Raw genomic sequence first — 16,152 nt, forward strand, 5'->3', positions numbered from 1 at the left:
TATCTTGCATATAGAGGTGATATTGTAATTAGCTTTGTAGGTACAAGGGCGACTGTCATAACAGAAAGTAATCAAGGGAAGTTACTTAATCAGAATTTCGCGAAAATCATTATTGAGGAATCATTGATTAATCCGTATTATTTCTGCTATCTCCTAAATGAATCTAACCAGATTCGTAAACAAAAGCTGATGTTTATGCAGGGTTCTACTTTACCTAAAATGACACCAGCTATTTTAAAGGATTTACATATTAATTTGCCTAATCTTCAAAAGCAATCATTGATTGGTAGAGCTTATTTTAACTTATGTAAACGTCAATATTTATTAAAACAGCAATCTGAATTAGAAGAACAATTTTTTTTGAAAATGATTCAAAAATCAGATGTGGAAAATAACTAATTTACTAGGAGTGGAATAAATGGAAGAAAAAAACTCGAAAACACTATACCAAGCATTATGGAATTCAGCTGATATTTTACGCTCTAAAATGGACGCAAATGAATATAAAAGTTACCTATTAGGATTAGTTTTTTATAAATACTTATCAGATAAGATGCTTATGCATGCTACATCATTACTTGAAGTACCAACAACCAACCTAGAAGTCGCACAAAAAGCCTATGCAGAAGCGTGCCAAGATGAAGATGTGAAAGACGATTTACTTGGTGAATTACAATACGACTTTTCTTACACGCTTGAACCTAACTTAACCTTTACAGCACTTGTTCAAGCAATCCATAAAGGGCTATTCCAATTAGAAGATTTAGCACAAGGTTTCCGCAATATCGAGCAATCAAGTGAAACATTTGAAAACCTATTTGAAGATGTCGATTTATACTCGAAAAAATTAGGTTCAACACCTCAAAAGCAAAATCAAACGATTGCGGAAGTGATGAAAGAATTATCCGTCTTGAACGTTGCAGGACATGATGGGGACATGCTAGGCGATGCTTATGAATACTTAATCGGTCAATTTGCATCGGATTCAGGTAAGAAAGCAGGCGAATTTTACACGCCACAAGCCATTTCAACGCTTATGACAAGAATCGTCTTACATGACAAAGAAAATAAAAAAGGCTTCTCGGTGTATGATCCAACAATGGGATCGGGTTCACTTCTATTAAACGTGAAGAAATACTCGAATGAAGCTGGAACAATTTCATACTTCGGACAAGAGCTAAATACGTCTACATATAATTTGGCTCGTATGAACATGATTTTGCATGGTGTAGATACTGCCAACCAACATTTGAACAATGCAGATACATTGGACCAAGACTGGCCTACTGATGAACCAACGAACTTTGATGGTGTATTAATGAATCCGCCGTATTCGGCTAAATGGACTGCGGAAAAAGGATTCTTAGATGATCCACGCTTTTCAATGTATGGTGTATTAGCACCGAAATCGAAAGCAGACTTTGCTTTCTTACTACATGGCTTCTATCACTTGAAAGATAGTGGTGTGATGGCGATTGTATTGCCACATGGCGTTTTATTTAGAGGGAATGCAGAAGGTAAGATTCGCAAGATCTTATTAGATAACGGAGCAATTGATACGGTGATCGGGCTACCATCGAATATTTTCTTTAATACATCTATCCCAACGACTGTTATTATCCTAAAGAAAAATCGTTCAACAAAAGATGTATTATTTATTGACGCATCAAACGAATTTGAAAAAGATAAAAATCAAAATGTCTTAAAAGATGAACATATCGACAAAATGCTTGAAACATATATACAACGTGAAGATGTTGAAAAATACGCACATGTCGCTTCTTTCGATGAAATCGTTGAAAATGCTTACAACTTAAATATCCCTCGCTATGTGGACACGTTTGAGGAAGAAGAAGAAATTTCACTTGTTGAGCTATCAGGTGCAATGCGACAAACACAGCAAGAACTCCAACAAGCTGAACAAAACTTATTCGCGATGTTGAATAAATTGGAAGGTACGAATGAAGATGCTCAAAAAGAACTTCAATGTCTTATCCAAGCAATATGTGGTGAAAAGAATGAGTAAGAATGTGCCTAACGTGAGGTTTGAGGGATTTGTTGATAAATGGAGAAAAGCTTCGATTGATGAAATTATGTCTATCCGTAAAGAAACAGGTAATCAAAACGATTACAGTTTAGATGTAGAATTAGAAAATTTAGTAAGTGATATGGGCGTTTTAATTGGAGATTTATCGATTCGCACACAATCAAATTCTATTTTTCGAAAAGGAGATATTCTATTTGGTAGATTACGCCCTTATTTAAATAAATGGTGGCTTTCGAATACGGAAGGTGTTAAAAGTGGTGAAATATGGGCCTTTTATCCTCAAGGTGAAAATTCGAACGTTTTTTTATACAGTTTAATTCAGACATATAAATTTTTATCTGTGGCTAATACTTCTTCTGGAACTAAAATGCCACGTTCAGATTGGAGTAACTTATCTAATGTAGTTGTTTACCTCCCACAATTCGAAGAACAACAAAAAATCGGTTCTTTCTTCAAGCAACTCGACGATACAATTGTTTTGCAACGAAAATTGGTCGAACAGCAGCAACAATATAAAAAAGCCATGCTGCAAAAAATGTTTCCACAAAAAGGCGAACGTGTGCCGAAAGTTCGGTTTGATGGGTTTAGTGAGGATTGGACTGAGTTAAAAATGGGAGAAGTATTTGAACAAACAAATGAGTATATTAATCCCAAAGAATCTAACTTAGAATTATTTAGTTTAACTGTTGAAAAAGGATTAACTCAAAAAACCGCAAGGTATAATCGAGAATTTCTTGTGAAAAAAGCAGATAAATTCAAAAAAGTCGGTCCAAATGAGTTTGTATATAACCCTATGAACATGACGTTAGGGGCTGTTGGTTTTAATGGCTCCAATTTCAGTGTTGCAGTTTCTGGATATTATGTAACGATGAAAATTAAAATGGAATGTAATAATGAGTACTTTAGAATAGTTCTTACGTCGTCTCAAGCGATTCGTTTATATAAGTTGTATGCCACTGGATCGCTTATAGAGAAACAACGAGTGCAATTTCCAACTTTTTCAGAAATAAGCATTAAAGTCCCTGTTCTCGAAGAACAACAAAAAATCGGTGCATTTTTCAAGCAATTGGACGATACAATTGCCCTTCATCAGAAAAAGCTCGAAGATTACCAACAACTAAAAAAAGCGTTGCTACAGCGCATATTCGTTTAAAAAAATCCAAATGAGGTGAGCATATGGTCCGTTCTTTTGTGTCTGAATCAGAATTAGAAGATAGCTTGATTAAGCAATTAATTCGTGGTGAATCCCAATGGACATATCGTGGGGATTTACATACGGAAGATGATTTATGGCAAAACTTTAAAAAAAAGCTTGAAAATAATAATAAAGATGTACTGAATGAGGTTCCTTTGACTGAACAAGAATTTCGTCAAATTCAAGAACAATTACACTTTGTGAATTTCTATGAAGCTGCCAAATGGCTAGCGGGCGAAAATGGGGTTGCGAAAGTACAGGTGCAGCGAGAAGATGCTGCACTTGGTACGATTCGTCTAAAAGTATTGAATCGAGCAGATATTGCAGGTGGTATATCCTCTTATGAAGTCATTAATCAATATCAAAGTAATCGTCGTGCAAAAGAGGATCAAGAACGTCGCTTTGATGTAACATTACTAATCAATGGATTACCGATGATTCATATTGAACTAAAAACTCGAAAACACTCCTATATGGATGGATTTCGACAAATTAAAAAGTATTTGAAAGAAAATAAATTTACAGGTATTTTTTCTGCGGTTCAGATGTTTGTTGTGTCGAATGGAACGGACACGCGCTATATTGCAACGGCGCGTGACGAGAAATTGAATGAACAGTTCTTAAGTAAATGGGTGGACCATGAAAATCAGCCCATCAATAATTACCTAGATTTTGCTAAAGCGGTATTATCCATCCCACAAGCGCACAAAATGGTGACGCAATATACAGTCATTGATAGTGTGAAAAAATCATTGATTTTGCTTCGTCCCTATCAAATCCATGCGATTGAAGCTGTTAAAGAAGCATCTCGTCGACAAGAGTCGGGTTATGTGTGGCATACGACGGGATCAGGTAAAACCTTAACATCATACAAAGTAGCACGTAATCTATTACAAATACCGTCCTTACAAAAGACTGTCTTTATCGTGGATCGTGTCGATTTAGATCAACAAACAACAGGTTCATTCGAATCGTATGCTGAACATGATGTCATTGATATAGATGAAACGAATAATGTAAATGATTTGATTAAGAAGCTATTATCTGATGAACGAACCGTCGTTGTGACAACGATTCAAAAGCTAAACCATGTGATGAAACGTTTTGAAGGACAAGATGATAACAAGAAAGCTAGGGCACTTCACCAATTGAAAATAGCGTTCGTGGTTGATGAATGTCATCGAGCAGTATCGCCACAAAAACAAAAAGAAATTAAAGAGTTCTTTATTCGTTCGTTATGGTACGGTTTCACAGGTACCCCTATTTTTGCTGAAAATGCGAAAAAAGTAATGGGTAATCTGCCACGTACAACAGAAGGGCAATATGGACACCGATTGCACGAATATACTGTAAAAGAAGCTATTTATGATAAAGCAGTGCTTGGTTTCCAAATCGAATATAAAAATACCTTTTCAGAAGAAGAACTCGATGAAGTGTTAGTGCAATTAGATTGTGAAATAGATATAAGTGATCTCACAATGGAGGAAAAAGAAGCACGTTTACCGAGGCGCGTATATGAAGATGAACGTCATATGCTGGAAGTAGTTCATTCGATTATCAATAAATCACGTAATAAACTCGGCTTTCAAAATGGAGTTGGTAAGACGTATAATGCAATTCTAACAACTTCTTCTATTGCACAGGCACAACGTTATTATGATTTATTTAAACGTGTAAAAGCGGGAGAAACAACTGTTGAAATTAGTGAGAAGACGAAACGTGTTTTACCTGATTTTCCTAAAGTAGCAATGACGTATTCGATTTCTGAAAATGAAGAATCGTCTATTGAAAACCAAGAGAAGATGAAAGAAGCGCTGCGTGATTATAATGCGGAGTTCGGTACAAGTTATACAATTGAAACGATACGAGCATATAACCGCAATGTAAATGATCGATTAGCACGTAAAAAGGAGCAATTCCTTCCACGCTCCGAGCAATTGGATATTATCATTGTAGTAGACCGTTTATTAACCGGTTTTGATGCGCCTTGTCTATCAACCCTATTTATTGACCGCCCTGCAATGAAGCCGCATGATTTAATTCAGGCCTTTTCACGTACAAACCGCTTGTTTGATAAAGCAAAGAAATATGGACAAATCGTTACTTTCCAAACACCAGCTATTTTCGAAGAGAAGGTGAAGCAAGCACTTGTTCTTTACTCAAATGGTGGTGAAAATGAGGTCACCGCCCCAATATGGGAAGAGGCCCATGATACATTCTTAACAGCCATTGAGGAATTACGTGAAGTGGCTTCAATTCCAAAATCCATTGATGTAGATGGTATGGAAAAAGCACAGCTGCAGAAATTTGCAAAAGCCTATCAAGCTTTAGACCGAGCATTTGCGAATATTCAGGTATATACAGAATATAACGATGCGCAACTAGGCACAACATATCCTATTCAATTGGATGAAATTGAGGAATATCACGGTAAATACGTCAATGCTTTAGAGAAACTACGCAAGGAAAAAGAGGATGTAGACGAGATAGATATCAATATCGAATATGAACTCGAATCGGTTAAAACAGAAGAAATTAATTACGAGTATATTTTACAGCTAATCCAGGCTTTCGTGCCGAATACGCAAGAAGAAGCTGAAAAGAAACCAACAGCGGACAAAACAGTGGATGAAGTCAATCAATATATTGGATGGTTGAAGAAAAGTAATCCTAATTTGGCTGGACTCATGGAAGAGTTATGGACAAAAATTCAAGCGAATCCAGAAGCCTACCGTGGTCAATACGTATCTTCTATATTAGAAGAAATGATTCAGCGGACTATCGATGCGCTTCTTGACACCTTTGTTCAGAAGTGGTGGGTACAAAAAGAAGAACTTGCATTTATGGTTGCGAACTATAATCCCAACCTTGAAAAACAAAATAGTGAGGCTGAATTAAAGCGTACAAGCAATTATGAAGCATATAAGGAACACGCGACTAATCCAGTAATTAAACTAAAATATTGGAAAACAGTCAAAAGTGCTTTTGAAGATATGATGATTCATGATGTCTTGCCATTACAAAAGAGATAGATTAAAAGAGAGTACAATTTATATTTTATAAGATTAAAAAAACGCTAAGTTGTCTCATTTGAAATAACAATACGATTTGGTAAAATATGATCAAAAATGTAAGTAGGAATGGTGGAAAGTATGAAGTCTAAATCGGCATTTTTTGTATTAGCTGTTGGTGGAATTTTAATTATTGCTGGGATTTTACGAATTTTTAACTTTTCAATCCCAACTATTGTTATTGCTCTTATATCTGTAATGGCTGCTCTTCTAAGTCTTTCGGATTTGCTAGAAATAACCCAAAATAAAAAGTCTTCTATAGCATCACAATCTGTAGCTCTTATTTGTTTTGTAATTCTAATGCTCATGTGGCTGTTTCCAAATAAGGTAGACTATGAATTTAGCACTCCTATGGGTGATGGCTTTACGGTGATAGGGTTGGGTTTTGTAATTGGACTATACGGACTTAAGGAAATTTTAGAATATCTAAGAAAAGAAGAAGTTATAGAATCAGAAGAAGAAGTTATAGAATCAGATGAAATGATTAGAAATTGTAAGTTTGAAATAACATCAAATGAGTATATGGAAATGATGAAGCTTAATGACATAATTGAGAGATTAAAATCGGTAGATCAAGAAGCATTTCCTAATAATAAAGTACATAGTGGTTGGTCTTTATTTCATGATTCTTTAGCTGACTATTGGAACAGTTTGCAAGGTCCCTTCTTTGACGGGCTCAATCGGAATAAATATTATGAGTTCTTATGTGCATTAGGTAATGTAACTGAAAAAATTGGAAATGTAGCAGATTCTGATAATCCTAGGACGTTTAAATATATAGAGGTTGAAATGTGGAATGAGATAATGACAATTAATATTCAACCAAGAATGAACAATAGCGATTTACCAAGTACGGATGATTTAATAGAAGGTATAGACAAAGCGTTATCATTGTGGAATGAATTAAAGGCTTTAGTTAATGGACGTTATGAACAAGAACGATCAAGTCAAAAGAAAAAAATATGATAATGAATACCTGATACCACATTTACATAAAGTTATATTATTTATAAAAATGTTTACAGTTCTATTCCTTTCCGTTTTAAAGTTTTTATATGATTTTTAATCAAACTTTTTTATAAAACGGAAGGCTCATTCAAAAAGAAAAGAAGCCATTTTGATTAATCTTTTTTCAAAATGGCTTCTTTTTGATTCTCGCTAAATAAGGATTTGCAAAACATTTTGATGAAGTTTTATTTCAAACCTATAAATTATTCTTTGAAACCGGTCTACATAATTGATTTGCGGCATCGAATAAATCGGTTTGACAGTTTATATATGCATTAGGTTGAGTACCCATTATAATTCTCACGCTAGTACATTCATTACATTTAATTATATCATTCATCTAGTTTTTCAATAAGGATTCATAAATGTTTTATTTGGAAGAATTAGTAGTTTATATAAGAACATATCTGTCCATATTTGTAATAGGATATTTTACAAAGTGCGGTGTTGAAATTGCATTATGCATATTCAAAAAGAAGTCAATTATATGGAGTCAAACCTATAGGAGTAAGAAGTCCCCACATGGAATGCCTAACAAGTTACTTAATTAGGTTATCAGAAGTACATAAAGTTTATCCGTCCTCATTACTTTCTTATATCATTGCACCAGTACTTGATAAAGAATTCCTTATCAATAGTGTTAAAAGAGGTGGAAATAGATTTTACGATGGTGCCCGAACAATTAATACATTTGAACAAAATGCTATAGATATGGTAACTGTTTTAGAAAGTTTAACAGGAGTACAGCATTTAGATCAATTGACATTAATGGGATTGAAAGAAGTAATTCCATCACGGTATTTATTGAAAAACCAGCTTTCGTGGTGTCCAGCATGCTATGAAGAACAAATGAATAATGAAGAAATTCATTATAATCCATTATTGTGGAAACTCGAGGTAGTTAAGGTTTGTTTTAAACATAAACGTAGACTAGAGATACAATGTCCTTCTTGTAATAAAAATCTCCCTATTTTACATAGAAAAAGTCAAAATGGATACTGTGTATATTGCAATACATGGCTAGGTATGGAAAAAGGTAATAATCAAGATTCATACAATCTAGAGCTTAATTGCAAAATAACTTTAATGGCGGAACAATTTATAAATCATAAAGAAGAAATATCGGTTTCAGGAAATAGACAACAAATCATTAGAAATTTAAATTACCTTGTTGAAATTTATGAAGATGGGAATCTACAAAGGTTTGCGAAAAACTTAAACTTAGCAAAAACGACTCTTTGGGATTGGTGTAAAGGAAAAGTTTTACCACCCCTTCCTAGGATTTTTGAAATATGTAGCTTATTTGATATTTCACCGGTTTATTTCTACACCCAAGATATCAGTACAAATAAAAATAAAAATAAAACTCTAATTACCTTGAATACAGAGCTTGCTTCACGGAATCAAGGTACAAGAGAAATCAGATTTGATCACACTAGAGCATTGGCTATGCTCGAGAAGTATGCCAGCAATTCAGAACACATTATATCTATGACTGAATTAGCTAAGTTGATAGGCTACCCTAAAAGGACGCTTTACGAACATTTTCCAGACCTATGCAAGATTATTTCTGCAAAGAATAAAGAATTTATTAAAAGACGAACAAAACAGGCTTATGAAGATAATTGCTTAATAATTGATAACTGTGTTGAAGTTCTAGGAAAGAACGGTGTGTATCCGAGTAGAAGAAAGATAGAAGAAATTGCCCATAGGCCAGGTTTACTTAAAGATAAGAAGTTAAGAGAGTATTTAAATGTATTGATGCAAAATGAATTTTCTAATGATAGGAGGTAAGTCATGTTCAGTGAACAGGAGTTTCAAAGCTGGTGTATTTTGTTGAATTTTACCAAAGAAGCGGTTAGTACAATTCAAAAAATCCGGACATCACCGCCTTCTCGTAGTGTTAGGAGTTCGAAGAAAAACGTATCTGGGAAATACCCAAGTAAGAAAATGGGGATGTCTATTCAATACGAGAGTTATACAGTTGAACTAGTTGCTATGTACCTAATGGAATATGATGATGATGTACTCGAATATTATGATCAGCCTATTACCTTAAAGTTAGATTATTCTCGTGAAAATGGTAAGAGAATATCTTTTTATTATACTCCAGATTTTTTAGTATTAAGAAAAGATGGTGCACAGATTGAGGAATGGAAAACAGAAGAACAACTAATTAAGCTTTCAGAAAAAGATCCAGTAAGGTACTTAAAAGATGAAGATGGGAACTGGAGATGTCCACCTGCAGAAATTGCAGCCAATCAATTAGGTTTGGATTTTGTTGTTCGATCATCGGCTGAAATGGATATAAATGTGCACAGAAATCTTATATTTCTAGAGGCGTATCTCAAGAATGGAGATTATACAGTACCAGAAGACAAGAAAAAAGAAATCATTAATATTCTTTCTTCGAATTTAGGAATGAAATTATCCGAACTGCTGGCTTCTTTAAAAACAACAAATGCTGATGATGTATATACATTGATTGTGAAGAATGAAATATATGTGGACCTGATGAAATATATAATTGCCAATTCTAATGATGTACCGATTTTTTTGAGTGAACAGCGTAGTAAGGCTTTTGAAAGTATTAATTCAACAAAAACTGAAAATATTCATCCTGTAACAGCTGTAACAATAGATGTTAATGCGACAGTTATGTGGGACGGAATTCTTTGGAGGATTGTAAATGTAGGTTTTCAATCCATCTCGCTTTATTCGGATGAAAATGGGCTATTAGAACTACCTAAAATACATTTTATAGAGTTGCTGAATAACGGTAGGATAGATCTCAAAAATGAAAAAGAGGAGAGTAGAAAATATGCGCCCTTTATAGAAAATATATTAGAAATGGGACCAGAAGAGTTGGCAAGGGCTAATAGAAAAATAAATGTAGTTAAGCGAAAATTAAATAATGAAAAAATACCTAGTAGTGAAGTTTCTGAAAGAACTTTGAGACAGTGGGTAAAAGACTACAAAGAGGCTCAACAGATATATGGAAATGGATATATAGGTTTATTAGCTAAAAATCAAAGCAAGGGTAATCGAGAGAAAAAGCTTCCAACTGAAACAATATCTCTAATAGAAGAAGTAATTGAAAGGGAATATGAGAGTCTTAAACAGAAGAATAAAACAATCGTATACGGACAACTAGTCATTCTATGTGAAAGTAAAAATATTTCTGTTCCAAGCTATAAAACATTTTGTAAGGCTATTAAAAATAGAAATCGATATGAACAAGTCAAGAAAAGACAAGGAGAACGGTCTGCTTATAAGCATGAGCCGTTTTATTGGAACTTAGAAAGAAGCGTTCCAAAACATGGGGATAGACCTTTTGAGATTACACATATAGATCATACACAGTTAGATATTCAGGTTGTATGTTCTAGGACGGGTAAAGTATTAGGAAGACCATGGCTAACATTATTAGTGGATGCTTACTCTAGAATGGTTCTTTCCCATTATATTACCTTCGAGTCACCTAGTTACAGATCAGTGATGGTAGCATTGAGAGAATGTGTGCGTAAATATCATCGACTTCCGCAATCTATTGTAGTGGACGGAGGAAAAGAATTTCACAGCATTTATTTCGAGACATTTACAGCTATGTACGAAATTAACAAAAAAGTAAGACCACCAGCAAAAGCTAGATTTGGAAGTGTAATTGAAAGATTGTTTGGCACCTCGAATGCTAATTTCCTTCATAATCTAAGGGGAAATACTCAAATTATGAAGAATGTTCGACAAGTTACCAAGGCTGTAAATCCTGTAAATCACGCGATATGGACTTTGGAAAATTTGGAAGATGTGTTTGGTAAATGGCTAGTGGAGGTATACAGCGATAATGTACATCCATCATTGGAAGGGCTTACGCCTAATGAAGCACTTAATGAAGGCATATATAGAACAGGAGAGCGGAAACTTGATTTCATCTCGTATGATGAAAACTTTATCGTTACTACTTTGCCGTCTACAAGGAATGGGGTGGCTAAAGTGAATTTACGTACAGGTATTAAAGTGAATTATATAAATTATTGGAGCCCTGCTTTGAATAATTCTATACTTGAGGCGAAAAGTGTACCTGTGAGATATGATCCATTTAATATCGGAATTGCTTACGCGTATGTAAATAAAAAATGGATAACGTGTACCTCTGAATATTATCATGAATTAAAAGGGAAAACGGAACGAGAGTTAAAATTAGCTATGGAGGAAATTAAGAAAAGAAAACAAAATCATGTCAAAGGATATAGCATCACAGCTAAGAAAATTGCTGAATTTGTTAATAATATTGAGGGAAAAGAGAAATTAATGGCAGAGAATATGAAGAGGCAATTGTCTTCTAAAGGGGATCAGAACGAATTTGAAGAACAATATCCTTCTTCTATTTCATCAAAAGCTAAAGATTTATTGGAAAATATGGAATTTCAAGAGTTTGATATCTATAAGAAGGGAGGCTGAGATTAAGATGAATAAATATAAAGAGAATGAGAATAGACCTTCATTTGTTGAACAAGATAAAAAGTTAAAGCAATTTGAAAGTCTTGTGGTAGAACATACTATAATTAAACAAGTCAAAGAACAACTCATATCTTGTATCCTTAATCCGGCAGGAACCTTTATCTTTTTAGTTCTTGGACCAAGTGGGGTAGGAAAAACAACTTTAGCCCACGTGTTAGAAGAATATTTCATTGAACAAATGAAGGAAGAATTAGTAAGGGATCGAGGGAGAGTCCCTATAGTAAGAACTGAAGTTGTAGGATTTGATTCTGGAAAATTTACTTGGAAAGATTATTATTATCGAACTTTAGAGGCATTACAGGAACCACTTATAAATCATAAGGTTATTATAGAAAACCAAAAGGATAAGGTGCAAAATTCTACAATTAACTATCATAGTAAATCTACCTGGTATGCGTTAAGAAGCTCCCTTGAGAACGCATTTAAGTTTCGAAGACCTGTAGCTTGTATATTGGATGAAGCGCAACATTTGCTAAAAGTATCGGGCTCTAAAAGTTTACAAAATCAACTAGATACTATTAAGTCTTTAGCAAATCAAACAAAAGTACCTCACATATTAGTTGGTACATATGAATTGAAAGAATTTTTTAATTTAAGTGCTCAGCTTAGTCGTAGGACAATTAGTATACACTTCCCAAGATATAAAGCCAGTAATGTAGATGAATACCGTACATTTTTATCAGTGATTCGTATGTTGCAAAAAAACATGCCTCTAGAAGAAGAACCTAATTTATTACAGCATGCAGATTTTATTTATGAGCGTACATTGGGGTGTGTAGGTATATTAAAAGATTGGTTAACTCGTTGTCTCGGAGATGCTCTTCATAATCAAAAAAGCACCATTACAAAAGAAATGCTACATAAATATGCTATGCCAATTCAGGCTTTAGAAATGTTGTATGGGGAAATTGAACAAGGTGAAGCTCTATTTGATGAAAATGAACAACATAGGATGAATTTCTTATATAAAATAGGATTAAAAGAGAGAGAGGAAAAGCAAGCGAAAAAAACAGTTGCGACTAGAGGGCGTAAGGTAGGAATACGTAATCCAAAAAGAGATCCTGTAGGTAAACAAGATTATATGGAAGGCTGAAAATATGGATATATCTAAAAAGCCAACAGTTAGTTATTTCTATCCTATAAAACCTATAAATATTGGTACTCCAATGGTTGAATGCTTAAATAGTTATCTTAAAAGACTTGCTGATGCGCATAATGTTAAATTAAGAACCCTTGTTTCTCATATTATTTTTTTGCATCCAGAGAAGCGTAACTTACTTTCTAAAGAACCTCAACAGGGAAGTTTTATCAATCAGACTTCTTATTATAGTATGGCAAAAAGTACATCGATAATTGCTGAATCCTTAGAACTGTTAACGTTACAAAAAGGTTTTAAGTACATGACGATGCTAACTTGGAAGGGAGTTGTATATTCTCAGAATTTATATAATTTTCATAAGAAGTGGTGTCCCCACTGTCTTGATGAATGGAAGAAGGTTGATGAAGAAATATATGAACCATTTATTTGGTATTTTGATTGTGCCACTGTATGTTTGAAGCATAAAAGAAAATTAGAAGCTTTGTGTCCTAATCCAAAATGTAGGAGAGAACAAGTAGCTATTAGACAGTCTCGGGGTCATTGTTATGCATGTGGTAATTGGTTAGGACAAAGAGAATATGATTTTTCGGAAAAGCAATATGAGATAACTCAAAGAGATGAATGGATTAATAAAAGTATAGGAGAATTGTTACAAGTAGCTCCATACATTGTTCCTCCGACAATAGAAGAGATCTCTTTAATGCTTGAACAGTATGTAACAGTTCTTTTTCAAAGTGACCATCGCCAGTTTTGTAAAGCGGCAGGAATACATCCTATGACTCTAAAAGCAATTATGCTTAGAAAGCAAAGGATATCACTACAAGCACTTTTATCATTAAGCCTGTATACTAAAATTCCATTGTTAAAGTTACTGAACTTGTCGTATAAAAGTTCTAATGAATAAAATAGTAAGATTAAATACCTCATACTGATAATAGGTATTTTTATTTGTTTTGTTGTAAAATTCACGGCAAGCTTATGGGTTAATAATTAGTCCACGGCAAAGTTATGCTTCCTTTTTCCTCGAATAATCAACTAAATCTCCTCAATAACATGTGATTTCCGGCAAAGTTATGATTCCTTTAGCGGCAACTTTATGGGTAAAGTCACATGTATGATATGAACCATAACTTTGCCAGATTGGCGAGGTTATGGTTCTTTTTGTTTGCGGCAAAGATATGGTTCTAACAAACTCTTTTTATAACTGGCTCATGTTGCTAGCGCCTTCTTTAATTTAATTACATTTACTCCCTCATTTTTCTAATAATGGAGCAAACTTTTCATGTTTATAAATTCCTTCAGATTCTGAAAATGCTTGAGAAAGAACAGTATCAATAGACTTAATTAATGAATTTAGGGCATATTGGACTGAACCATTCTCGAAATCCTCTAATTTCTCCGGTAATTCATCTTCGTCTAAAATAAAGTATTCACCATTTGGAAGTGCTAAAATATCAATAATTAAATCTTCAAAAGTCACCATTTTATCATTTATACATGTATTCTTTACAATGTTAAAATAGGAGCCTAGGTAATTACCTTTATTGTCCCTCCAGAAATATAAATTATATGGACGATCTTTCCAATAATAAGCTATTGTATAACTTCCTCTAGGAATCGTTAATTTGTTTCGACCAGCCAACATTGTAAAGGAGTCTTCGATAATGTGAAATTGCACAAGGCTTTGATCTTGTGCATTTAAAAACTTACATTTATATTCTAGAACTTTAGAATCATATCGTATTTTCCTCTCTATAATTTCATCGCAGTGACATTGATGTGTATTTAAATTAAACAAAATTGTATTCACCCCTTCTTTAATCTACTAAATTAATTATGGTATAAGTTGGTAAAACTGTATGCCTCCTCTTGCGGTCAGCTTATGGGTTAATAATTAACTTACGGCCAAATTATGCTTCCCATTCTAGTGAATAATTAAATAATTATCTGCAAAAACAAGGGTTTTCTGGAAAACTTATGCTTCCTGTAGCGGCAACTTTATGGGTAAAGTCAAATTGTATGATATGAACCATAACTTTGCCAGGTTGGCGAGGTTATGGTTTTTTTGTTTGTGGTTTTATAGAATGCTGAAGTTGATGGGACGGTATCCTTGAAACAGAGAATAAAAAAATGGTTATTGATGATAAGTAGGGAGGTACTATAGCTGCTAGTAAACGCCCAACTGGTGAGTTTGTATTAAAATTTTAATTTATTCCAATCTTCATATGTTTTGTGTTTTTATCCATACCTATTGTAAGATTATATAGAGTTCTCCTAATAAACTGTTTTAATGGATTATTTAGGGGTTTTAAATTTATAAATCTTAAATTGTTTTTTGGGGATAATTTTTTATCTAAATAAGTTATTTTGAAGTAGAGGTGAACCATCGGTGAAGCAGGTGTTGGTGATTAAAAATGAACGGTCTTCAGCAAAGAAAATTGTAAGCGGTCTAACGCAAGAAGGCTATTTCATTTTAAAACTTCACAATGAAAACCAAGGTTTAAATATAATATATGAACAAGATTGGGATATTATCATATTGGATTGGGACTCATTAAGTATATCGGGACCAGAAATTTGCAGACAAATACGACTTGTTAAAACGACACCGATCATTATTGTGACCGACAATATTTCTAGTAAGGATTGCATAGCAGGGCTACAAGCAGGAGCAGATGATTATATAAGAAAACCATTTGTGAAAGAAGAATTAGTAGCAAGGGTTCAAGCAATTTTAAGGAGAAGTGACTGTATTCAGCAAAATGAGACAAACTTTTATCAGTTTAAAGATCTCTTTGTTGATGCATCTAGTAATATTGTGAAAAAAGGTGGCGAAAATCTCTCGCTTACTAAGCGCGAGTACGATTTACTTGTATTTTTAATCAAGAATAAAAATACAATATTGAGCCGTGAAATGCTTTTGAATCAGGTTTGGGGATATAACGTAGTAGTAAATCCAAATGTAGTAGATTTATATATTGGGTATGTAAGAAAAAAGTTAAAGTGCGAGAAGAAAGAAAGATATATTCAAACGATACATGGTAGAGGTTATTCAATGATTGAATGATAAAATAAGGTAATAGAAAAAAGAGTAAAACTGTGAAGTGACCCCTAAAAGTTAGACACGGTTATTTCATTAGGCAGCTTGATAAAAGTGAGTCCGGTATTGTACCGGGCTCATTTTTAATTTTGCCTTAATCCGTTTCGTATT

General features: G+C 33.8%; 12 protein-coding genes. 10 read left to right on the top strand and 2 right to left on the bottom strand.

Annotation, left to right across the window (positions count from 1 at the left end; all coding sequences use genetic code 11):
• From MR160_RS28490 to MR160_RS28505, 4 genes are all read left to right on the top strand, one after another.
• Nucleotides 1–399: restriction endonuclease subunit S (locus MR160_RS28490; RefSeq protein ID WP_242298708.1), on the top strand; the 399-nt coding region annotated here is incomplete at its 5' end.
• A 19-nt stretch (nt 400–418) separates the two neighbouring features.
• A complete protein-coding gene (locus MR160_RS28495) occupies nt 419–2,026 on the top strand; it encodes a type I restriction-modification system subunit M (protein ID WP_242298709.1) in 1,608 nt (535 codons plus the stop codon).
• Nucleotides 2,019–3,200 (top strand): restriction endonuclease subunit S, encoded by a 1,182-nt coding sequence (locus MR160_RS28500; RefSeq protein ID WP_242298710.1) that lies wholly within the window; start codon nt 2,019–2,021, stop codon nt 3,198–3,200. The genes MR160_RS28495 and MR160_RS28500 overlap by 8 nt, the downstream gene beginning before the upstream one ends.
• 23 nt (nt 3,201–3,223) lie before the next feature.
• Nucleotides 3,224–6,274 carry a type I restriction endonuclease subunit R gene (locus tag MR160_RS28505; protein ID WP_242298711.1) on the top strand — a complete coding sequence of 1,017 codons (3,051 nt, stop codon included), beginning with the start codon at nt 3,224–3,226 and terminating at the stop codon, nt 6,272–6,274.
• Between the two features lie 44 nt (nt 6,275–6,318).
• Here MR160_RS28505 and MR160_RS28510 read toward each other — a convergent pair whose 3' ends face one another.
• Nucleotides 6,319–6,621, bottom strand: coding sequence for a hypothetical protein (locus MR160_RS28510; RefSeq protein WP_242298712.1), 303 nt, complete (start codon nt 6,619–6,621; stop codon nt 6,319–6,321).
• A gap of 61 nt (nt 6,622–6,682) precedes the next feature.
• Here MR160_RS28510 and MR160_RS28515 point away from each other — a divergent pair, with 61 nt between their 5' ends.
• From MR160_RS28515 to MR160_RS28535, 5 genes are all read left to right on the top strand, one after another.
• The gene (locus MR160_RS28515; RefSeq protein ID WP_242298713.1) at nt 6,683–7,279 is read left to right on the top strand and encodes a hypothetical protein; all 597 of its coding nucleotides are present in this window, start codon (nt 6,683–6,685) and stop codon (nt 7,277–7,279) included.
• A 486-nt stretch (nt 7,280–7,765) separates the two neighbouring features.
• A complete protein-coding gene (locus MR160_RS28520; RefSeq protein WP_346670370.1) occupies nt 7,766–9,115 on the top strand; it encodes a TniQ family protein in 1,350 nt (449 codons plus the stop codon).
• A gap of 3 nt (nt 9,116–9,118) precedes the next feature.
• Nucleotides 9,119–11,782 carry a TnsA endonuclease N-terminal domain-containing protein gene (locus tag MR160_RS28525; protein ID WP_242298715.1) on the top strand — a complete coding sequence of 888 codons (2,664 nt, stop codon included), beginning with the start codon at nt 9,119–9,121 and terminating at the stop codon, nt 11,780–11,782.
• 7 nt (nt 11,783–11,789) lie between these two features.
• Nucleotides 11,790–12,935: an AAA family ATPase gene (locus MR160_RS28530; protein ID WP_242298716.1), complete on the top strand. Its 1,146-nt coding sequence runs from the start codon at nt 11,790–11,792 to the stop codon at nt 12,933–12,935.
• A 4-nt stretch (nt 12,936–12,939) separates the two neighbouring features.
• On the top strand, nt 12,940–13,845 hold the full coding sequence (locus MR160_RS28535) for a TniQ family protein (protein ID WP_098434237.1): 906 nt from the start codon (nt 12,940–12,942) through the stop codon (nt 13,843–13,845).
• A gap of 348 nt (nt 13,846–14,193) precedes the next feature.
• Here MR160_RS28535 and MR160_RS28540 read toward each other — a convergent pair whose 3' ends face one another.
• Nucleotides 14,194–14,742, bottom strand: a complete 549-nt coding sequence (locus MR160_RS28540) for a DUF402 domain-containing protein (protein ID WP_242298718.1) — start codon at nt 14,740–14,742, stop codon at nt 14,194–14,196.
• Nucleotides 14,743–15,330: 588 nt separating this feature from the next.
• Between MR160_RS28540 and MR160_RS28545 the strand changes: the two genes are divergently transcribed.
• Nucleotides 15,331–16,008 carry a response regulator transcription factor gene (locus MR160_RS28545; protein ID WP_242298717.1) on the top strand — a complete coding sequence of 226 codons (678 nt, stop codon included), beginning with the start codon at nt 15,331–15,333 and terminating at the stop codon, nt 16,006–16,008.
• The last annotated feature ends 144 nt before the right edge of the window (nt 16,009–16,152 follow it).

The organism is Bacillus cereus group sp. BfR-BA-01382, assembly GCF_022663475.1.
GTDB lineage: Bacteria > Bacillota > Bacilli > Bacillales > Bacillaceae_G > Bacillus_A > Bacillus_A thuringiensis_S.

Bases quoted from the DNA above. Each gene is read 5' to 3' on its own strand.
- MR160_RS28530 (WP_242298716.1), top strand. From the start codon at position 11,790: ATGAATAAATATAAAGAGAATGAGAATAGACCTTCATTTGTTGAACAA.
- MR160_RS28535 (WP_098434237.1), top strand. From the start codon at position 12,940: ATGGATATATCTAAAAAGCCAACAGTTAGTTATTTCTATCCTATAAAA.
- MR160_RS28500 (WP_242298710.1), top strand. From the start codon at position 2,019: ATGAGTAAGAATGTGCCTAACGTGAGGTTTGAGGGATTTGTTGATAAA.
- MR160_RS28495 (WP_242298709.1), top strand. From the start codon at position 419: ATGGAAGAAAAAAACTCGAAAACACTATACCAAGCATTATGGAATTCA.
- MR160_RS28525 (WP_242298715.1), top strand. From the start codon at position 9,119: ATGTTCAGTGAACAGGAGTTTCAAAGCTGGTGTATTTTGTTGAATTTT.
- MR160_RS28505 (WP_242298711.1), top strand. From the start codon at position 3,224: ATGGTCCGTTCTTTTGTGTCTGAATCAGAATTAGAAGATAGCTTGATT.
- MR160_RS28510 (WP_242298712.1), bottom strand. From the start codon at position 6,621: ATGAGCATTAGAATTACAAAACAAATAAGAGCTACAGATTGTGATGCT.